At 68.1% G+C, this 19,575-nt stretch carries 19 protein-coding genes and 1 riboswitch; of the genes, 5 read left to right on the top strand and 14 right to left on the bottom strand.

Features of this window, described 5'->3' with window-relative positions; translation table 11 throughout:
* The coding region (locus CH339_RS24965) for a hypothetical protein (RefSeq protein WP_210207377.1) at positions 1-264 on the top strand (264 nt) is incomplete at its 5' end.
* Between the two features lie 32 nt (positions 265-296).
* On the opposite strand, the gene CH339_RS13650 is transcribed toward CH339_RS24965, so the two are convergent.
* The 6 genes from CH339_RS13650 to cbiE form a co-directional block, all read right to left on the bottom strand.
* Positions 297-2,201, bottom strand: coding sequence for a HoxN/HupN/NixA family nickel/cobalt transporter (locus CH339_RS13650; protein ID WP_111434914.1), 1,905 nt, complete (start codon positions 2,199-2,201; stop codon positions 297-299).
* A gap of 168 nt (positions 2,202-2,369) precedes the next feature.
* The gene (locus CH339_RS13655) at positions 2,370-3,275 is read right to left on the bottom strand and encodes a LysR family transcriptional regulator (protein ID WP_111434915.1); all 906 of its coding nucleotides are present in this window, start codon (positions 3,273-3,275) and stop codon (positions 2,370-2,372) included.
* Between the two features lie 62 nt (positions 3,276-3,337).
* A complete protein-coding gene (locus CH339_RS13660; RefSeq protein WP_111434916.1) occupies positions 3,338-3,862 on the bottom strand; it encodes a DUF2937 family protein in 525 nt (174 codons plus the stop codon).
* Between the two features lie 90 nt (positions 3,863-3,952).
* Positions 3,953-4,714 carry a precorrin-4 C(11)-methyltransferase gene (cobM, locus tag CH339_RS13665; protein WP_111434917.1) on the bottom strand — a complete coding sequence of 254 codons (762 nt, stop codon included), beginning with the start codon at positions 4,712-4,714 and terminating at the stop codon, positions 3,953-3,955.
* Positions 4,711-5,124 carry a cobalamin biosynthesis protein gene (locus CH339_RS13670; RefSeq protein WP_111434918.1) on the bottom strand — a complete coding sequence of 138 codons (414 nt, stop codon included), beginning with the start codon at positions 5,122-5,124 and terminating at the stop codon, positions 4,711-4,713. The genes cobM and CH339_RS13670 overlap by 4 nt, the downstream gene beginning before the upstream one ends.
* Positions 5,121-6,332: a precorrin-6y C5,15-methyltransferase (decarboxylating) subunit CbiE gene (gene cbiE, locus CH339_RS13675; protein WP_111434919.1), complete on the bottom strand. Its 1,212-nt coding sequence runs from the start codon at positions 6,330-6,332 to the stop codon at positions 5,121-5,123. The genes CH339_RS13670 and cbiE overlap by 4 nt, the downstream gene beginning before the upstream one ends.
* A gap of 12 nt (positions 6,333-6,344) precedes the next feature.
* On the opposite strand from cbiE, the gene CH339_RS13680 reads away from it, so the two are divergent.
* Positions 6,345-7,112, top strand: coding sequence for a cobalt-precorrin-6A reductase (locus CH339_RS13680; protein WP_111434920.1), 768 nt, complete (start codon positions 6,345-6,347; stop codon positions 7,110-7,112).
* On the opposite strand, the gene cobJ is transcribed toward CH339_RS13680, so the two are convergent.
* Genes cobJ through CH339_RS13715 form a run of 7 tightly spaced genes read right to left on the bottom strand, consistent with a single transcriptional unit; the run spans position 7,100 to position 15,327 of the window.
* Positions 7,100-7,864: a precorrin-3B C(17)-methyltransferase gene (cobJ, locus tag CH339_RS13685; RefSeq protein ID WP_111434921.1), complete on the bottom strand. Its 765-nt coding sequence runs from the start codon at positions 7,862-7,864 to the stop codon at positions 7,100-7,102. The genes CH339_RS13680 and cobJ overlap by 13 nt on opposite strands.
* Positions 7,861-8,589, bottom strand: a complete 729-nt coding sequence (locus CH339_RS13690) for a precorrin-2 C(20)-methyltransferase (RefSeq protein WP_111434922.1) — start codon at positions 8,587-8,589, stop codon at positions 7,861-7,863. The genes cobJ and CH339_RS13690 overlap by 4 nt, the downstream gene beginning before the upstream one ends.
* Positions 8,589-9,221: a precorrin-8X methylmutase gene (locus CH339_RS13695; protein ID WP_111434923.1), complete on the bottom strand. Its 633-nt coding sequence runs from the start codon at positions 9,219-9,221 to the stop codon at positions 8,589-8,591. Before CH339_RS13695 ends, CH339_RS13690 begins: the two co-directional genes overlap by 1 nt.
* A complete protein-coding gene (cobG, locus tag CH339_RS13700; RefSeq protein WP_111434924.1) occupies positions 9,218-10,510 on the bottom strand; it encodes a precorrin-3B synthase in 1,293 nt (430 codons plus the stop codon). The genes CH339_RS13695 and cobG overlap by 4 nt, the downstream gene beginning before the upstream one ends.
* Complete coding sequence (cobN, locus tag CH339_RS13705; RefSeq protein WP_111434925.1) at positions 10,507-13,881, bottom strand: cobaltochelatase subunit CobN; 3,375 nt, start codon at positions 13,879-13,881, stop codon at positions 10,507-10,509. Before cobN ends, cobG begins: the two co-directional genes overlap by 4 nt.
* A gap of 4 nt (positions 13,882-13,885) precedes the next feature.
* Positions 13,886-14,926, bottom strand: coding sequence for a cobalamin biosynthesis protein CobW (gene cobW, locus CH339_RS13710; protein WP_111434926.1), 1,041 nt, complete (start codon positions 14,924-14,926; stop codon positions 13,886-13,888).
* Positions 14,923-15,327 (bottom strand): DUF1636 family protein, encoded by a 405-nt coding sequence (locus CH339_RS13715; protein ID WP_111434927.1) that lies wholly within the window; start codon positions 15,325-15,327, stop codon positions 14,923-14,925. Before CH339_RS13715 ends, cobW begins: the two co-directional genes overlap by 4 nt.
* A gap of 146 nt (positions 15,328-15,473) precedes the next feature.
* A riboswitch (cobalamin riboswitch) is annotated at positions 15,474-15,678 on the bottom strand.
* Between the two features lie 81 nt (positions 15,679-15,759).
* Between CH339_RS13715 and CH339_RS13720 the strand changes: the two genes are divergently transcribed.
* Positions 15,760-17,208, top strand: a complete 1,449-nt coding sequence (locus CH339_RS13720) for a cobyric acid synthase (protein WP_244669208.1) — start codon at positions 15,760-15,762, stop codon at positions 17,206-17,208.
* A gap of 27 nt (positions 17,209-17,235) precedes the next feature.
* On the opposite strand, the gene CH339_RS13725 is transcribed toward CH339_RS13720, so the two are convergent.
* Positions 17,236-17,841 carry a PilZ domain-containing protein gene (locus CH339_RS13725; RefSeq protein ID WP_111434929.1) on the bottom strand — a complete coding sequence of 202 codons (606 nt, stop codon included), beginning with the start codon at positions 17,839-17,841 and terminating at the stop codon, positions 17,236-17,238.
* A 153-nt stretch (positions 17,842-17,994) separates the two neighbouring features.
* On the opposite strand from CH339_RS13725, the gene CH339_RS13730 reads away from it, so the two are divergent.
* Together CH339_RS13730 and CH339_RS13735 are read left to right on the top strand one after the other, a co-directional pair.
* Positions 17,995-18,633: a TetR/AcrR family transcriptional regulator gene (locus CH339_RS13730; RefSeq protein ID WP_111434930.1), complete on the top strand. Its 639-nt coding sequence runs from the start codon at positions 17,995-17,997 to the stop codon at positions 18,631-18,633.
* 324 nt (positions 18,634-18,957) lie between these two features.
* Positions 18,958-19,413, top strand: coding sequence for a DUF2852 domain-containing protein (locus tag CH339_RS13735; RefSeq protein ID WP_111434931.1), 456 nt, complete (start codon positions 18,958-18,960; stop codon positions 19,411-19,413).
* The last annotated feature ends 162 nt before the right edge of the window (positions 19,414-19,575 follow it).

Genomic DNA, 19,575 nt, shown 5'->3' on the forward strand with positions numbered 1-19,575 from the left:
CACAGCCAAAACCGCCGCCAACCAACCCCAACCAGATGTCCCTCGACCTCGCCCCAATCTAAACCGGACAGTAGTGGGCTTGACCCGGCAATCCATAGGGCCTCTGATTTCAATCGCTTAGGCATCAGCAAGCTGCAAGGCATCATGGATCACCGGGTCAAGCCCGGTGATGACGCGGAGCCGGTGGGTGCCGACGTGCGCGACCATGAACCGGACAGCATTGGACCCGACCCGGTGGTGACGCAGAGTATAGGTCAAATCTAGACGCGCGAACCGGTGCGCCGAAAGCCGACCCATCAAAGCGTCGCGGGGGCCTGAAGCGCGGCGATGAAGAAGACGACGCCGACGAGGACGACGACGACGGCGGCGGCGATCTCCACGCCGGCGAAGATGCGCCGCGCGCGCAACGTCTCCGCGCCGATGATGCGCTGGGCGATGCCGCGGCTGGTGACGGCGATGATCGCAAGCGTCGAGATCGTCAGCGCCGTGCCGATCGCCATGATGTAGGCCGAGGCAACGCCGGCGAGATAGAGCCCTTGTGAAAGCGCAAAGACCAGCACCACCAGCGCGCCGGAACAGGGCCGCATGCCGATGGAGAACACCGCCGCGACGGCCTCGCGCAGCGACAGTTTTCCCGAAATCGCCTCCGGGTCCGGCGCATGGCTGTGGCCGCAACAGGCATCGTCGTGGTCATGATCATGGGAATGGTGGTGGTGCCCGTGATCGTGGGAGTGATCGTGGGAGTGATCGTGGGAGTGATCGTGGGCATGCCCATGGACGTGCGTGTCGGCCACATGGGCGGCCCCGACGGCCGCAGGTGACGGCGACAGGCGCAGGAAGGCCCGGGTCTTGCGATAGACCAGCCAGGCGCCGAGCAGCGCCACGAGCGCGAAGCTGCCGGCCTCGAACACCCCGAGCGTCGACTTCATGGCGATGCTGGTACCGCTGAGCACCAGGGCGACGACGGTGACGATGGCCACCGCCACGGTCGCCTGCACGAAGGCGGCGGCGAAGGAGAGCGCGACGCCCCGCTTCAGCGTCGCCTCGTTGGCGAACATGTAGGAGGTGATGATCGCCTTGCCGTGGCCGGGCCCGGCGGCGTGGAAGACGCCATAGGCAAAGCTTAGGAGGAACAGGAACCAGACGGCGGCCGGGTCGCCCTTGAAGCGCCGGAGCGCGCCGATGAGGCGCTGGTAGAACTCCGACTGCATCCGCGCCACGGTGCCGACGATGCCGGAAAAGAACCCGGCTGACGGCGCCGACATCGCTTCCGGATCGGCAACGGAGTGCAATTGCGGCGCACTCTCGGTCGCCGCCTCCGACCTCGCCTGGCCGCCCGGCGCCGTCGCGCCGGGATCGCCGGCCGCCATCCGCGTCACGGCGTCCTCGGCCGAGGGCGGCGCAGCAGCAGGCGCCGCCGCGACCGCATCGCCGCAGGTGATGACGACCTGGTTGACCAGCGTCTGGGTGATCGCCCGCAGCTCCGGCGGCGGCTCGCGCACATCCGCGCCGATCGAGGCAAGCCGCGCCGCGGTCTCGTCGTCGAGCGGCTGCGGCAGGCGGATTTCCGTGCTGCAGTCGTCCGGCGCGTTGACGAGCTTCACCGCGTCCGCGTCCTTGGCGAAGCGGAAGTCGATGTAATAGGTCGGGTCGTAGACGTCGAAGGTGACCTTGGTGTCGGAGCCGACCGGCTCCTTCAGCGGCAGGGTGAAGTGGAGCTCCAGGAGCTTCACCTCCTGCATCGGCTGGGTGCCGTCGCGCTCGGCATCTTCCGCGATCGCCTTGATGTCTTCGTCCGACATTGCCCAGTAGTCGGTAAGCGGCACCGAGACGAGGTCGAGCCAGTAGCCCGGCTCCGGCGGCTTGAAGTCGATCTCCACCTTGGTGTCGTCGCCGAAGGTGAAATAGCCCCAGTCCTTCAGCGAGTTGACGTTGACGTCGGCGAGGTCGGCAAGCTCCTCGCGCGTGTACTTCCCGTCGCCGTTGGTATCGAGGCCCTGGATCGCGAAGGCCGAAAAGGCGTCGTCGAAGCGCCAGTGGTGGCGGATGGCAACGACATTGCCCTCGCCGTCATAGACGATCTCGGCCTTGGCCTCGATGAAGACATGGGGATGCGCCAGCGCCGGCCGCGCCAGCAGGGAGGCGACAAGGGCAGCGATCAGCGCGGCGGCCACGAGGGCGGGATGTCGCGATCGGATCATGGCGTGAACACGGCCTGCGGTTTGCGGCGGAACGCGAATCGGGAATGCAGCCTCCACCTCATCGCCCCGAAGATTGGCGAAAACGTGGAGCCCGTCCGGCCGACCCACCCCCTTTGAAATGCGCCCTGTCCATATATCTTCAAAAGCGCCGCATCGCACTGACGGCGGTCAATCCGCGCTGCGCGGCCAGTCGCGGCCGAACCAGGCGGCAAGGAAGTCGATGAATGCGCGCACCTTGCCCGGCAGGTGCCGGCGGTGCGGATAGAGCGCATAGACGCCGATATCGTCGGACTGGAAGCCGCCCAGCACCTCGACGAGGGCGCCGGAGGCGATATCGTCGCGGGCGACGAACTCCGGCACGCTGGCAAAGCCGAGGCCGCGGAGCGCGGCGGCCCTGACGGCGATCAGGCTGTCGACCTCGGCCGGCCCGCTGACGGAGACGGAAAACCGCTTGCCGTCCTCGCGAAACGTCCAGCTTGCCGGCACCCGCATGTTGCGGTCGATGATGCAGGGCAGGTCGGCAAGGTCCTTGGGATGCTGCGGCCGGCCCGACGCGTCCAGGAGCAGCGGCGCGGCCACGATCTTGTTGCGCATCGGCGCGAGCCGCCTGGCAACGAGGCTGGAGTCGGCCAGTTCGGAAATCCGGATGGCGACGTCGATCCCCTCCTCCACGAGGTCCACATAGCGGTCCTCGAACCGCAGCGAGATGCGGATTTGCGGCTCGGTGGCGAGAAACTCCATGATCGGCTCGGCCAGCACCAGCTCGCCGAAGGAGCGCGGCGCGGAGACGCGCAGGAGACCGCGCGGCTCGCCGTGCCGCTCGCCGAGCGAGCCGTTGAGGTCCTCGATCTTCTGGATGATTTCGGACGCCTCGCGCACATAGGTCTCGCCCATTTCCGTCAGCGAGAGCTGGCGCGTGGTGCGGTTGAGGAGGCGGACACCGAGTTCGTCCTCAAGCTCGCGGACATATTTGGAGACCAGCGCCTTGGAACGGCCGAGCGCGCGGGCCGCGGCCGAAAAGCCACCCGATTCGACGACCTGAACGAAAATGCGCATGCGCGTCAGCGTGTCCATGGCCGCATCTATAGCATTGGGGGGAAGGCTGGAAACGGGTTTTCCGGCAAAGCCATTGGCCGTCAAACGGTTTCGTTGGCTGCCTCGGCCTTGCGCCGGGCGCGGCGCCTGCGCCGCCAGCGATTGGCCGACCAGACGACGCCGCCGCCGAAATAGGCAACGACAAAGCCGACGAGGGCGGCGAGCAATCCCTCGATGGTCACCGGCACGCCCGGCTCGAAATCCTCATAGGCGCCCTCGGCGACCTCGCCGTCGAAATCGCGGGCAAGCGCCACGATGCGGTTGACCGGACCGGCCGACTGCATGGCGTTCTGCTGGCGCTCCAGCCGGTGATAGCGGGCGATGATCTCGGTCATGCGCTGGCCGCGCCGGCTGGCAAGCGTGTCGGGATTGTCGGAAAGGCGCTTCAGGGCATCGTCGGTCCGAAGGCCCTCGCGCTCGGCATCGGAGTTGAAGTCGGCAACCACCTGCTTCAGCTCGTCGATGGCACCGCCGAGCCGCTGGCGGTATTGCTGCGCGTATTCTGGCGCCTGGGAAAAGACGCCGCCGAGAATCAGCCCCAATGCCAGGATGATCGTCCGGCCCATCTGTCCTCTCCCGCTCAGGTCCCCCACCGTTGTAGCAGCATTCGGCAACGATTGAGAGACGTTCGCAAGGAACAACGCCAGGGGACTGGCTCAGTTCCCGCGGCCGCGGAACCGCCGCTGGTAGTCGGCATCGTAAAGCGCGCTCGCCCGGAAGTCGGCCGCCCCCAGCACCGGACCGACGAGAATCAGCGCCGTGCGGTCGATCTCGGCGGCCTTCACCTGGTCGGCGATGGTGGCAAGCGTGCCCGTCAGCACCGTCTCGTCCGGCCAGGAGGCGCGGAAGACGACGGCGGCCGGACAGTCGGCGCCGTAGAAGGGGACGAGCCGCGCCGCGACGTCCTCGACCACATGGATGGACAGGTGCAGCGCCAGCGTCGCCCCCGTAGCGGCGAAGGCCTCCAGCGTCTCGCCCTCCGGCATTTTCGAGGCACGGCCGGTGGTGCGGGTGAGGATCAGCGACTGGCCGACCTCCGGCAGCGTCAGTTCCCTGCCGAGGACGGCGGCGGAGGCGGCAAAGGCCGGAACGCCGGGCGTCACCGTATAGGGGATGCCGCGGGCTTCCAAGACGCGGATCTGCTCGCCCATGGCGCTCCAGACGGAGAGATCGCCGGAATGCAGCCGCGCGACGTCCTGACCCGCCTCAAACGCCCGAACATACTCCGCCTCGATCTCTTCAAGGCTCATCGGCGCGGTGTTGACGATCCGCGCGTTCGGCCCGCAATGGGCGAGCACCGCCTCGTGTACCAGCGATCCGGCATAGAGGCAGACGGGCGAGGCGGCGAGGAGGTCCCGGCCGCGCAGCGTGATGAGGTCGGGCGCGCCCGGTCCGGCGCCGATGAAATGGACGGTCATGAAGTCTCCTGGCAGAGGACGAGCGCGCAGGTGGCGTGGGCAGAGGCAAGGCGCGGCCCGGTGAGCCGGCCGCCGGGGCCGGCGACGGCGAGCGCACAGGCTTCTGCCACCGAGCCATGCCCGGTCGCAGCTTTTACCACCGACGATCGGGACAAGCAGCGATCCTGCACGGCCGCCATGTCGGCGTCCTCGATGAGATGAACGTCGAGGCCGAGCAGCCCCGGCAAGACGCCGACGATCGGCGCGCCACTCTTGAAAGCAGGCACGGCAACGACGTCCGCCGCGGCAATGCCTGCATCACGCAGACAGCGCTGCAAGAGCCCGGCAATCTCCTCCGCCGTCGCCTCGCTGGAAAAGCCGATGCCGGCAACGACGCGCGGCGCCCCTGTCGCGAGTGCGGCCTCGCTCATGGCTTGACCGCGCTCCACTGGGTGACGGTCATGGCCGGCCGGAACCCGTGCATACCGCCGATGGCATCGAGCCGCTCCACCGACAGCCGCGCCAGCGTCCCGCCATAGCGCTGCACCGCGTCGATCAAGACGGCTTCGCTTTCAACGGTGATCGAATTGGCGACGATCCGTCCGCCGCGCTTCAGGGCCGAATAGGCACCATCCAGGACGCCCTCGCTCGTGATCCCGCCGCCGATGAAGACCGCATCGGGCGCTTCCAGCCCGGCGAAGGCCTCCGGCGCCGACCCCTCGCGGATGTCGAGGTCCGGCACGCCGAGGTCGACCGCATTGCGCGCCGCCCGCGCCGCGCGCACCTCGTCGCGCTCGATCCCGATCGCCCGGTTGGCCGGATCGGCGAGCAGCCACTCTATGGCAATCGACCCGGAGCCGGCGCCAATGTCCCAGAGAAGTTCGCCGGAATGGGGCGCCAGCGTCGACAGGGTGACGGCGCGCACCTCGCGCTTAGTCATCTGGCCGTCGTTTTCAAAGAGCCCGTCCGGCAGGCCCGCCGTGCGCGGCAGGATGACGGCGTCGGGCCCCGCAACGATTTCCAGCGCCGTTAGATTCAAGGCGCCCACATCGTCGAACGCAAAGTCCCACGCGGTCGTGCTGCGGATGCGCTCCTCGGGCCCGCCGAGGGATTCCAGGACATGGATGCGGCTCTCGCCGAAGCCGCGCCGGGAGAGAAAGTCGGCGACCTCGGCCGGCGTCGCCGCATCGGCGGAAAGCGCCAGAATTCTCGCGCCCGGCTGCAGCAGCGGCGCGAGCGGGGCGAGCGGCCGGCCGCAAAAGGAGATGGTGCGCACGTCGGCGAGCGACCAGCCGAGCTTGGCCGCGGCCAGCGACAGCGACGACGGCGCCGGCACGATCCGCATCTCCTCCGGCGCGACGAACGCGGTGAGCTTGGCACCGACGCCATAAAAGAACGGATCGCCGGAAGCGAGCACGCAGACCGGGCGGCCCCGCCGCCCGACGAGATGCGGGATCGCGTCGGTATAGGGGCTCGGCCAGGAAAGCCTCTCGCAGGAAATCAGCGTGCCGGCGAGGCCTAAGTGCCGCGCGCCGCCGGCGACCAGTTCGGCGTCCTCGATGAGCTTTTTCGCCGCCGGCGAAAGCCCCTCGACACCGTCCTCGCCGATCCCCACAATGGAAAGCCAGCGCTCCGTCATTGCAGTCCCCCCGTGCAAAACCTAGAGACACCCTACCGCGTTCTGATCCTCGGCGGCACCACCGAGGCCTCCGAACTTGCCAAGGCCTTGGTCGGCGAGCCGAAAATCGCGCCCGTCCTGTCGCTCGCCGGGCGCACGAAATCCCCGAAGTTGCCGCCGATCCCGTACCGCATCGGCGGCTTCGGCGGCATCGAAGGCCTCGTTGCCTATCTGAACGTCAATCATGTCGAGGCGATGGTCGACGCGACCCACCCCTTTGCCGCCCAGATGACGGACCATGCCGCGGCGGCGGCAAAAGCGACCGGCGTGCCCCTGATCCGCGTCGACCGGCCGGCCTGGCAACCGCAGGCGGGCGCCACCTGGATCTTCGTCGCCACAATGACCGAGGCCGCAAGCGCCCTCGGACCTGAGCCGAAACGCGTCTTCCTCACCATCGGCCGCAACGAACTCGCCGCGTTCAGGGCAGCGCCCCAGCACCATTACCTTACCCGCAGCGTAGATCCGCCCGACGCGGAAACCCGCCCGCCGATTTGCACCGCCATCGAAGCCGTCGGCCCGTTCAAGCTCGACGACGAGCGCGCCCTTATCGCCGACCACGGCATCGATATCCTGGTGACCAAGAACGCCGGCGGCACGGCCACCGCGGCAAAGCTGACGGCCGCCCGCGAGGCCGGCATTCCGGTGGTGATGGTCGAACGCCCGCCGCTTCCCGCAATCGACACCGTGCCGGATGCGGCAACGGCCCTTTCCTGGCTGATGGAAGGGGCTCAAGGCACCTGACCGTCTACCCGGCGCGGCGTATAGACAAACGGCCGTGCGCCGGGCCGCGCCACGAGCCGCGTCGCGCTGGAGCCGATCATGACGAGCGTGCGCATGTCGGCGCGGGCGGCGTCGGCCTCGCCCAGCGTCGTGATCTCGATCGCCTCGTCGGCGCGGGAAATGGCCGTTGCAAAGATCACCGGCACGTCCGGCCCCTTGATCCCGCGCAGCAATTCGAGCGCCTCGCCGAGATGGCGCGGGCGCGCCTTCGACGCCGCATTGTAGAGCGCGATGACGAAGTCGCCCTCCGCCGCGGCGCGCAGCCGCTTCAGCACCAGATCCCAGGGCTTCAGATTGTCGGAGAGGGAAATGGCACAGAAATCATGGCCGAGCGGCGCGCCGAGCCGGGACGCAGCGGCGAACATCGCCGAAATCCCCGGCACCACCGAAATGTCGAGCGCGCGCCAGGCCGCCTCTCCGGTCTCCACGGCCTCGAAGACGGCGGCGGCCATGGCAAAGACGCCCGGATCGCCAGATGAGACGACAGCGACATGGCGACCCTCGGCGGCCATTTCCAGCGCATGGCGCGCGCGGTCGATTTCTTCCCGGTTGTCCGTACGGTGGCGCTGTTGGCCGGCCCGCTCAGGCACCCGGTCCACATAGGGCCCGTAGCCGACGATGTCGGTCGCGACAGCAAGCGCTTGACTGGCCGCGCCCGTCACCTGGTCTGCTGCGCCGGGCCCGAGCCCGACGATGGTCAGCGAGCCGGTCATCTGAGCCCCTGCCGCCCCGGAACGAGGATCAGCGAGAAATAGGGCGCCGGCGCATGGGCAAGATCGGCGAGCATTTCGACCCGCTCGCCCTCCATGGTGCCCTGCTCCACATAGATCGCGCGGTCGAGAAGTCCGGCCTCGGCGAGCGCGGTGCGCACCTTTTCAAGGTTGCGGCCGATCTTCATGATGACGGCGGCGTCGCTCCCCTTCAGCCGCTCAGCCAGAAGCGCGCCGTCCATCGTGCCGGGCAGCACCGAAAAGACGTCGTCGCCATGGCAGATCGGCGTCTTCGCCTGCGCCCAGCAGCCGTGCATGCCGGAAATGCCGGGGACGATCTCGGTCGGATAGACCTGGGATAGCCGGTCGAAGAGATACATGAACGAGCCGTAGAAGAACGGATCGCCCTCGCAGATGACGGCAACGTCCCGGCCGGCATCGAGCTCGGCCGCCACTTCCTCCGCCGAGCGGGAATAAAAGGCGGAAAGCTCCTTCGGGTAGTGCGGGTCGTCGACCGGCACTTCCGTCGTGAACGGATATTCCAGGCGCAGCTCGCGCGAGGCCGGGCCGATATGGCCGTCGACGATGCGCCGCGCATGGCCCTGGCGCCCGCGCTTGGCGAAATAGGCGACGATCGGGCAGGAGCCGATCAACCGCGCCGCCTTCAGCGTCATCAGTTCCGGATCGCCGGGCCCGACGCCGACGCCATAGAGGGTGCCGGTCGCCATCACTCCACCTCGGTGGCGAGGGCGTTGACGGCTGCGGCCGTCATGGCGCTGCCGCCGCGCCGGCCGGAAACGGTGAGGCACGGCACGCGGCCGTCGGCGGCAAGCGCCTCTTTCGATTCCGCCGCGCCGACGAAGCCGACCGGCATGCCGATGACGGCCGCCGGCAGCGGCGCCCCGGCGTCGAAGAGCTCGAGCAGGTGAAAGAGCGCGGTCGGCGCATTGCCGATGGCGACGAGCGCCCCTTCCATTTCCGCGCCCCAAAGATCGAGGGCGGCGGCCGAACGCGTGTTACCGATCTTTTTCGCCAGGTCCGGCACGGCGGGAAAATCGAGCGTGCAGATCACCCGGTTGTCGGCGGGAAGCCGCGTGCGGGTGACGCCGTTGGCGACCATCTTGGCGTCACACAGGATCGGTTTCCCGGCCTTCAGCGCCGCCTGAGCGGCGTCGGTGAAACCCGGCGAAAAGGTCAGGTCCTTGGCGACGTCGACCATGCCTGAGGCATGGATGATGCGCACGGCAACGCGCGCCTCGTCCGCGCTGAAGCGGGCAAGGTCCGCCTCGGACCGGATCGTCGCGAAGGATTTTCTGTAAATCTCCGCGCCGTCGCGGATGTAGTCGTAGCCGGGTGTCAACGGGGTTTACTCCAGGGGGCCGTCGCAAGTACGGCGATGACACCCTCAAGGTCAAGCCCGGAGAAATGCGGCGCGGCGTCCGCCCCTGCTTTCTCTGCTGCGTCCGCCCTGCCGTTCAGGATCACGTCATAGGCACCGTTCCTGCCGGAAAGGGTGAGGGTCGCCGGGCGCGGATGGGCGCAGCCCTTGGCGCAGCCGGAGACATGGACGGTCGCATCCGAGACGTCGTCCAGCACGCCCGAAGCGGCAAGGCGGGCGGCATCCGCGCGGGTCGCGACGGTTGCGCTTTCGCAGGCCGGTTTGCCGGGGCACGCGACTATGGCAAGGCGCGGATCGGCGGGGTCCGTGAGGAGGCCGGAGCAAGCGACGGCCTCAGCGAGGGCGTCCGCCGCCTCGGGCGCGATGCCGACAAGGACGAGGGACCGCCACGGCGTCAGCCGGATCGTGCCGTTGCCGAATTCTTCTGAGAAATCGGCAAGTTGTGCGAGGGCGGACACCTCTAGTGTTCCGAACGGCACGCCGACTGCGAAAAAGCCTGTGCCCTTCCCCAAATCGCCATAGCCGATCCTGGGCGCAGATCGAGCGACCGGCTGCTCCTGCCCCGCCGGCATGAGCCCCGCCTTGGCGAACACCGCCTCGGGGCCCAGGACCTCGATGAGATGGCGCATCCGCCGCGGTGGCTCGGGTTGCGTCCCGGCGAGATCGAGGAACGCCAGCGCTACCGCGCGGGCGGCCGATGGAATATCCCCCTCGGCGCATTCGGCCGCGAGCGTTGACCCGGCAAGCCGCACGGCAACGCCGGTCGGCCCCGGCACGATCAGGACGTCGGCCCCCACATCGCCGAGCGGCGACGCCCCGCCACCATCGACCGAAAAACCGAATTTCGGCGGCAGCGCCCGGACCTCCGGGGTCGCGGCCAGCATCGCCTCAATGGCTCGCGCCGCAAGGTGCGCATCGAACGCCGCCGACGGATCATCGGCCCCGAGCGGGCTTGCCGCGACGTTCCGCACCTGCTCCACCGGTGCGCTGTCATGGGCAAGGCCGTGGCGAAAGACGACATCGGCGAAGGGCGCGATGGAATCGAGAGAAAAGCCGCGAAACTGCAGGTTCGAGCGGTTGGTGACGTCGACGAGCCCGTTGCCGAAGCGCATCGCTGCCTCCGCCAGCGCCCGCGCCGCATTGGCCGAAAGCGTCGCCGCCGTCGGCTTCACGCGCGCCAGGAACCCGTCGCCGGACTCCATCGGCTTCAACAGGCTCGGGCACCAGCCCTTGCGCATCGGCGCCGTCACGACGCGTCCCTTTCCAGCGCAAAGGCAACCGAGTTGCGCCGCGGACGCCAGAGGTCGCGCGAGATCGCGTCGCGGAACCGGTCGGCCATGGTCTCGCGCGCGGCCGGGTTGGCGTCCATCAGGAACGCATCGACCGCATCGTCGCCGAGGGTGGCGTCGAACAGGAGCTCGAACTGCCGGTCGAAACGCACCGGGACGGTGGCGGCAAAGCCGGAGAGCCCGTCGATGGTGCGGGCGATCTCCGAGGCGCCGCGATAGCCGTGGCGCATCATGCCGGCGATCCAGTCCGGATTGGCGGCCCGACCGCGCACGATCCGCGCGACCTCTTCGGCGACCGTGCGGACGGTCGGCGCGTCCGGTTTGGAGGTATCGGCATGGTAGAGCGCCGGCTTGCCGCCGAGCGCTTCGGCAGCAGCTGCGAACCCGCCCTCATGGGCGGCGTAGTCGATGCTTTCCAGGAGGTCGACCTCGCCATGGTCCTGGGAATGGACGAAGGCATCGGCCGCCCTCAGCCGGTCGGAAAAGCCCTCGCGGTCGGCGATGCCGTCGAGATCCTTGCCGTAGGCGAAGGACGAGGCGTCGATATAGCGCGTGCCGAGGTCTGCGCTGGCCTGCCAGTCGCCGCGCAACATCGCCGTTTCGATGCCGGTGCCGTAGTCGCCGATAGCGGCGCCGAAGATGCGCGTCGTCGCCCGGCGGAATTCTTGGCCCGAAAGCCCCCGCGCGGCATCTGCCAGCGGATTGCCCGAGGGCTCGTCGAGCGCGGCTACGGCCCGGATCGCGGCATCGAGCAGCGCGATCTGGCTCTCGAAGGCATCGCGGAAGACGCCGGAGATGCGCACCGTGACGTCGATGCGCGGCCGGTCGAGCAGCGCCTGGGGCAGGATTTCAAAGCCGGAGACCCGGGCCGAGCCGTCGTCCCAGACCGGCTTGACGCCCATCAGGGTGAGGGCGAGGGCAAGATCCTCGCCGCCGGTGCGCATGGTGGTCGAGCCCCACAGGTCGATGACCAGCGAGCGCGGCCAGTCGCCATGCTCCTGCAGGTGGCGCAGGAGGAGGTTGTCCGCCGCCTTCTCGGCGAGCACCAGCGCGGAACGGGTCGGGATCGCGCGCGGATCGATGGTGAAGAGGTTACGGCCCGTCGGCAGCACATCGGCCCGCCCGCGCGTCGGCGCGCCGGCCGGACCGGGTTCGACGAAGCGGCCGTCGAGGGCGGCAAGGAGGGCGTCCATTTCGGCGGTCGGCGACGCGTCGAGTCGGCGTTCCAGATCGTCCGGCGCAATGGTCGGGGCGGCCGCTTTCAAAGCGTCGAGCAGCAGGTCCCGGCGCTCGGTACCCGGGCTGGCCCCGAAAATGTGAAGCCCGTCGCGGATCTGCAGGTCCTTGACGTCGCAGAGATAGGCATCGAGCCGGGCGAGCGCGTCGTCGTCGGACATGTCGCGGGTGACGCCGCTTTCCGCCAGGAGCCCCTCGCTTTCGGCGCGCTCAAGGATTTCCCGCCTGAGCAGCGCCATGCGCCGCACATCAAGCCCGTCGGCGGCGGCGAATTCGTCGACCAGCCGCTCCAGCTCGCGGGCCGAGCCATGGATTCCGGCCTGCTTCAGCGGCGGCGTCAGATGGCCGACGGTGACGGCGCCGACGCGCCGCTTGGCGACCGCGGCCTCGCCCGGATTGTTGACGATGAAGGGGTAGACGACCGGCAGGTCGGCGGAGAGCAGCGTCGGGAAGCAGGCACCGGACAGCGCGACCGCCTTGCCCGGCAGCCATTCCAGCGTGCCGTGGGTGCCGAGATGGACGATGGCGTCGATGCCGAGCGCGCGCGATAGCCAGAGATAGAAGGCGACATAGCCGTGGCGCGGCGGCAGGTCGGGGTCGTGATAGGTCGCCTTGCGGTCGTCCCGTGCGCCCCGGTCCGGCTGGATCGCCGCCACCGAAGTGCCGAGCGTCAGCACCTTGAAGCGGAATGTTCCGTCCTCGACCGCCGGATCCTCCTCCGGCGCCCCCCAGGCTTCCAGAACGTCCCGGCGCACGCTGTCCGGCAGGGCGGAGAACAGCGCCCGGTAGTCGTCGAGCGAGAGCGTCGGGACTGCGGCGACCTCGCACAGCCCGGCAATGAGTTTCTTCTGGTCGGGCAGAGTTTCGCCGAGATCATAGCCTTCGGCAGCCAGCCGCGCGGTGAGGGTTTCCAGGCTCGCGACCGTGTCGAGCCCGACCGCATGGGCAACATGGCCGCCACCGGCCGGATAGTCCGACAGAATGAGCGCCAGCCGCCGCTCGCTCCGCCCTTTCGCGGCAAGCCGGGCCCAGTTCGCCGCCCGCCGCACCGTCAGGGAAATGCCCTCAGCGAATGGCTGGTGCATGGCGCGGCAGTATTGCAGCGCCGGGATCGCCACTTCTTCCGCCTTGAAGGAAACGGCGGTGGCGAGCACCCGACCGTCGAGTTCCGGCAGCACCACCTGCATGGCGAGATCGGCCTGGGAAAGCCCCCGCGCCGCGCCCTCCCATGCCTCGCGCGAGGAGCCGGCAAAGACCGCCTGCAGCACCGGCACCCCGGCGGCATCGAGCGGCGACGGCCCGTCGCCGAGCCGGGCGGAAAAGCCGGTGGCGTTGATCACGACCGCCGGCTCCCAGATGCGCACCGTGTCGGCGACGAAGGCGGCGGCGCCCGAATCCTTCAGGCTGTGGACAAAGACCGCACGGGCGTTGAGCCCCTCCGCGTCGAGCGCGTCTGCCAGCGCCTCGATCGGCGCGAAGTCGCCGGCGAGCAGATAGGATCGATAGAAGACGAGGACCGCGAGCGGGCGTCCTTCCTGCTCAGGCGTCGCAAGATCATGGACGCCGAAGAGCGGCACGGTTTCAGCCACCCCGCCCGGATCGGGCGCCGCCCCGGACAGGTGCGCGGCGAGCTTCAGGGCGAGCCCCATATTCGCCGGGCCGCCCGCAGCAAAGAGATCGTCGAGCCGCGCGTGCATCTCCCCATCGACCGTGGAGAGAGCGGCCAGCCGCTCGTCCTTCCTCCCGTCACCGGGCAGCAGCACCAGTTTCGCACCGGATGTCCGACAGGCGGCGGTCACCTCGTCGACGCCGTAGCGCCAGTAGTCGATGCCGCCGAGAAGCCGGAGGATGACGCACTTCGCCCGGCCGATCACCTCCTCCACATAAAGGTCGACCGACATCGGGTGTTTGAGCCGGGACAGGTTGGCGATCCTGACGCTCGGCAACGCACCTTCCAATGGCTGGAAGGCGGCGGCGAGCGCATTGAGGTCGCTGTCGGAGAACGACAGCACGACGATGTCCGCAGCATTCTGGCCGAGATCGATGGCGACCTCGGCTTCCTCCAAAGAGTGGCTTTCGCGGACGAGAAGGTGCATGGGTTCAGCCGCGTATCGCCGTCTCGATGGCCGCCCGGTCGAGGCCGGAAAGGCCGATGACGACGAGCTGTCCGCGCCGCGGATCGTTCGCCGGCCAGGGCCGGTCGTAATGGTGCTGCAGTCGCTCGCCGACGCCCTGCACCGTCAGCCGCATGGGCTTGCCGGCAACCGCCGCATGCCCCTTCACCCTGAGAATCGGATGATCGCCGGTGACGGTCTTCAGCCGTTCCAAGAGCGGTTCCGGCGCGGAAAGCTCCGGCAGCTCGACAATAAAACTCTCGAAGTCGTCATGCTCGTGCTCGCCGTCGACGGCGTCGTGGTGCGACGGTCGGGCGTCGAGGTCGTCTTCGGCGGCGGCGGCAAGGCCGAGCACGGCGTCGACGTCGAGCTGGCCGCTCACCGTCGGCACGATTTTGACCGCGCGCGGGACTTCGGCGGCGATTTCCGCCGTCAGCCGCTCGATAACGCCAGGCTCCAAAAGGTCCGCCTTGTTGAGGAGGATGATGTCGGCGGCCATGAGCTGGTCCTCATAGACCTCGTTCAGCGGGTTGTCGTGGTCGAGCATTGCGTCGGCCTGGCGCTGCGCCTCGACCGCATCCGGATCGTCGGCAAAGCGCCCGTCGGCGACGGCCGGCGCATCGACGACGGCGATCACTCCGTCGACGGTCATGCGGGCGCGGATGTCCGGCCAGTCGAACGCCTTGATCAGCGGCTTCGGCAGGGCAACGCCGGAGGTCTCGATCAGCACGTGATCCGGTTTTTCGTCCCGGTCCAGCAGTGCCTGCATGGTCGGCAGGAAATCATCGGCAACCGTGCAGCAGATGCAGCCGTTTGCCAGTTCCACGATGTCCTCGTCCCGGCAGGACGCAAGACCGCAGCCTTGCAGCAACCCGCCGTCGACACCGACCGAGCCGAATTCGTTGACGAGGACGGCAAAGCGCCGCCCACCAGCGTTTTCAAGGACATGGCGCAGCAGCGTCGTCTTGCCGGCGCCGAGGAAGCCGGTGATCACGGTGACGGGGATGCGCTCGGCGATGGTCTTCATGTCTGGGGTTCCTCGTCCTTGGCAAGCATGCCCGGAAAGCGGGCAACGATGGCGTCATAGAGCGATGCCGGCCGTTTCGACCGGAATACGGTGCCCTTCTTCGATGCGCGAAAGGCGGCGCCGTAGGTGATGAGGTCGTCGGCGTGGTCGGGCGTCAGGTGACCGAGCAGATACGACCACTTGCCCGGCGCGGAGATGGCGACGGAACAGCCCTGCTCGCAATTGGCCATGCAGACGATGGGCTCCACCGCGATCGGCGCCTCCGCATCGCCCTGAAGCTTTACTGCGATGCGCTCATAGAGGACGCGGCCATGCGCCGGGTCGTCCTCGCCAGGGGCGGGAAGCTTGGCGTTCTTGCAGGTCACACAGACGTGGAGAAGAGGTTGATCGTCGTCCGGCACCGCGCAGTCCTTGTCCCGCGCGCAAAGGAAGCGCGCTTGTCGCGGGGTGCTGGTCCTTGCCGAATCGCCTGGTGGTGAGCGAAACGCGCCGCGGGGGAAAAAATCCTTCGCGACGTTTGCCCTGGCCGACGCACCCCGTTCGACCGCGCAATAGTCCTTTGACGGCAGGTCTCCTGGCTCGCGGATCGTTCCGCCGCTTGTCGCCTTCCCGGGTTCGTTTGCGTGACCCAGTGGCGCACCGACAAGCGGCATTCCGCCTACAGTTGCGGGGGCAGCTGCGGCATCGGGCAGAGCCCTTACCGCATTCCCTATTATCTTCCCGATGGAAGAACCGTCGGATTCTGATTATTACGGGCCGAAATGGGTGTCAATCGCATCATCGACGGGAACGGGACAACGAGCGGGCGCAAAGGCGCGGCCGGGCGCGCCGTCATGTTCCAGGGAACGGGCTCGAATGTCGGCAAGTCGCTGCTGACGGCGGGCATCGCCCGGGCGCTGACGCGGCGCGGCCTGACCGTACGCCCGTTCAAGCCGCAGAACATGTCGAACAACGCCATGGTGACGGCGGACGGCGGCGAGATCGGGCGGGCGCAGGCGCTTCAGGCAAGGGCCTGCGGCGTTCCCCCGACCGTCGACATGAACCCTGTCCTGCTGAAGCCCCAGAGCGAGGTCGGCGCGCAGATCGTCGTCCAGGGCAAGGTGACGGGAAGCGCCAAGGCGCGGGAGTTTCAGGAGATCAAACGTGGCCTGATGCCGGCCGTACTGGAAAGTTTTGAGCGCCTGAAGGCCGCGGCCGACATCGTCGTCGTGGAAGGCGCCGGCAGTGCGGCGGAGACGAATCTGAGGGCCAACGACATCGCCAATATGGGCTTTGCCCGCGCTGCGGACGTGCCGGTCGTCCTTGTCGGCGACATCGACCGCGGCGGCGTGATTGCGAGCCTCGTCGGCACGAAGACGGTGCTGGAGCGGCAAGACGTTGCGATGATCGAAGGCTTCATCGTCAACAAGATGCGCGGCGACCCGTCCCTCTTCGCCGATGGCATGACGACGATTGCCGAAAAGACCAGCTGGGCGGCGATCGGGCTCCTGCCCTATTTCGACGCCGCCCGCCTCCTGCCCGCCGAGGACGCCTTCGAACTCGCCGAGCGGACGCCCGTGCGCAAGGACGGCGCAAAGCTGAAGATCGCCGTGCCGCTGTTGCCGCGGATCGCCAATTTCGACGATTTCGATCCACTCGCCGCCGAGCCGGACGTCGACCTCGTTTTCGTTGCACCGGGCGAGCCGTTGCCGGCACCGCTCGACCTCGTCATCCTGCCGGGCTCCAAGGCGACGATTGCCGACCTTGCCGATTTTCGCGCCAATGGCTGGGACATCGACCTTGCCGGCCACCACCGTCGCGGTGGACGCGTGCTCGGCGTCTGCGGCGGCTACCAGATGCTGGGGAAAACGATCTCCGACCCGGACGGCATCGAGGGCCCACCGGCAAGCGTTCCCGGCCTCGGCCTTCTCGACATCGAAACGGTGCTGACCGGCGACAAGCGACTGACCGAGACCTCCGGCACGAGCGCAGCGAACGGCGCGCCCTTCGCCGGCTACGAAATGCATATCGGAGAAACCGTGGGCCCGGACACGGAACGGCCGGTGCTGACCTTTGCCGACGGCCGCCAGGACGGCGCGACCGCCGACGACGGCCTGGTCTCCGGCACCTATCTGCACGGCCTCTTCGGCCATGACGCCCAGCGCGCCGCGTTCATCGAGACGCTCGGCGGAAAGCCTTCCGGGCGGAACCACGATGCCGCGATCGAGGCGACGCTCGATGCGCTCGCCGACCATATCGAGGCCCATCTCGACCTGGAAAAAATCCTGAAGATCGCTCGCTGAGGCCCCGAGGGGGCGTCGGAAGCGAGACTAACCGCCGGTCGTTTCGCGCGTTGCGCGTTCGGAAAGCCGGAACGGCTTGTCGTCCCGCACCGTCGGTCGGCGCTCGTTCCACGACAGCGCGATGCCGATCTGGTTCTTGCGCCGCCACACCACCTTGCCACCGATCGGCCGGTCGACGGCCTCGATATTGACCAGGACGTCGATGGGAAAGCTCATCGCCTTGTCGGAACGCAGGCGGCAGCCGGACCGGCTCGCATCGGTGATGACGCAGCTCGCCTTCCAGTCGCCGCCGGCATCCTTGACCACGGCCGGCATGTTCACCGGCATCCGCGCTTCCTTGCGCAGGTCGTTTTCCGGTAGCGAACCGGTCTCGAAGTCGACGCCGGTCATCTTTCCGCGCCGCCACGTCACGCAGGCGCCGATCAACTGGTCGAGATTGTCGAAGCGCAGCGACAGATAGTCGGGAACGTCCGAATTGTCCCGGGTTTCCAGGACGCAGCCGGTGCGGCGAAAGCTGTGCACCTTGGCCTCCACCGAGACCAGCCGTTCGCGGTCGATAACCCGCGCCGACGTCGGCAGCCGGACGTCGCCTTCGGCCGGCTCGTGAAACACGAAGAGGTCGGGCTCGCTCATCTCCAAGGTGCAAATCCTATTCTATACACGCCATGAAACAATAGCCGGCGACCCTTAAGGGCCGTTTAATGGAGCGCAGCAAACGGTACCGGGGCACCGCGCGCTTCCCAATCGCCCTGTGCAAGCGGGCGGAATTATGTGAAAAGCCTTCACATGAGCTGGTCGAAATCCCGCAGCGACAAGGGCCGCCGCGCCTATCACCACGGCAACCTGCCGGACGAGCTGGTCCGCGCGGCGCTGGAGCTCATTGCCGAAAAGGGTCCGTCCGGCTTCACCATGGCCGAAGCCGCCCGCGCCGCCGGCGTCTCGCCCGCCGCGCCCTACCGCCACTTCCGCGACCGCGAGGACCTGATGGCCGAGGTCGCGCGCCGCGGCTTCGACCGCCTCGCCGAGGCGCTCGAGACGGCCTGGGACGACGGCGCGCCGAACCCGGTCTCCGCCTTCGAACGGGTCGGCCGGGCCTATCTGAAATTCGCCCGCGAGAACCCGGCGGATTATGCGGTGATGTTCGAGGCCGGACTTCCCAGCGACACCAGCCCGGAGCTCTCGCGCGCCAACGAAAAGGCGTTCTCGGTGCTGCGCCGGGCCAGCGAGGTGCTGTGCCAGGAGGCCCCCGCCGAACAGCGTCCGCCAGCGTTGATGGTCAGCCTCCACATCTGGTCGGTGTCGCACGGCATCGCAGCGCTGTTCTCGCGCGGCGACGCGGCCCGGCGCAAGCTGCCGATGGCCCCCGAAGAGCTGCTGGAGGCGGCGATCCTGATCTATCTGCGCGGCCTCGGCATCCGCATCTGACCCGCCCGCCGATCGTGGCGCCATCGTTCTCGCAGGATTGCCGCCACGCGCCGGAGCACCAGGCCCGGCATCGCCCCGCCAAAGGCGCCCTGCATCCGGACGCCGCCTTGCGCACACCGGCGAACCTCCCCACCTGACGATATGAGGCGCGCCGTTGCCGCCGTCGGCACCGTACCGGGTGCACCGCTAACGGCCCCGCATTGTCCGCCGCCACCCCTCGCCCGCACCACCTTACCGATTTTTCACGATCCCCCACTTGAAACCGCGGCCGATTTCGTCCACATAAGTTAATGTAAATAACATTTACATGAGCATGAGGACGAAATGGAACTGGCAGCAAGAGTGGACGAATACGGAAAGCCGGCCTGGATCGCCCTGACGGTCCTGGCGTTCATCATCTTCTGGCCGCTCGGCCTCGCCTTGTTGGCCTATGTCATATGGAGTGGACGAATGGGATGTTCGAAGAACCGCGGACGCTGGCACAACATGGACGGGGCGGGTCGCCGCAACTGGTGGAAGAGCGACATGCGCCGCGCCTCGAGCGGCAACGCCGCCTTTGACGAGTACCGCGAGGAGACCCTACGCCGCCTGGAGGAAGAGCAGGACGAGTTCATCGCCTTCCTGGAGCGCCTGCGCAAGGCCAAGGACAAGGCCGAATTCGACCAGTTCATGGACGAGCGCCGCCGCAATGCCGGTGGATCGTCGGAGCATCCGGCCGCAAGCAACGACAAGCCCGCGCCCGATAACGGCAACGGCAACGAGGCCTGGGGCCGGGCGTAAGCCGGCCACCATGGACAAGGGAGCGACGGCGTTAAGTCCGCCCCCTGACGGAAAGGCGGAGCGCCCCACCGGCGTTCCGCCCCATGGACGCAACCAAAAGCGGCCTCCCGATCCCCCGGGAGGCCGCCTTCTTTTTGGCCGGTGTTGCGGGCCGTGGCGCTG

The sequence above is a fragment of the Rhodobium orientis genome (genome assembly GCF_003258835.1).
GTDB classification, from domain to species: domain Bacteria; phylum Pseudomonadota; class Alphaproteobacteria; order Rhizobiales; family Rhodobiaceae; genus Rhodobium; species Rhodobium orientis.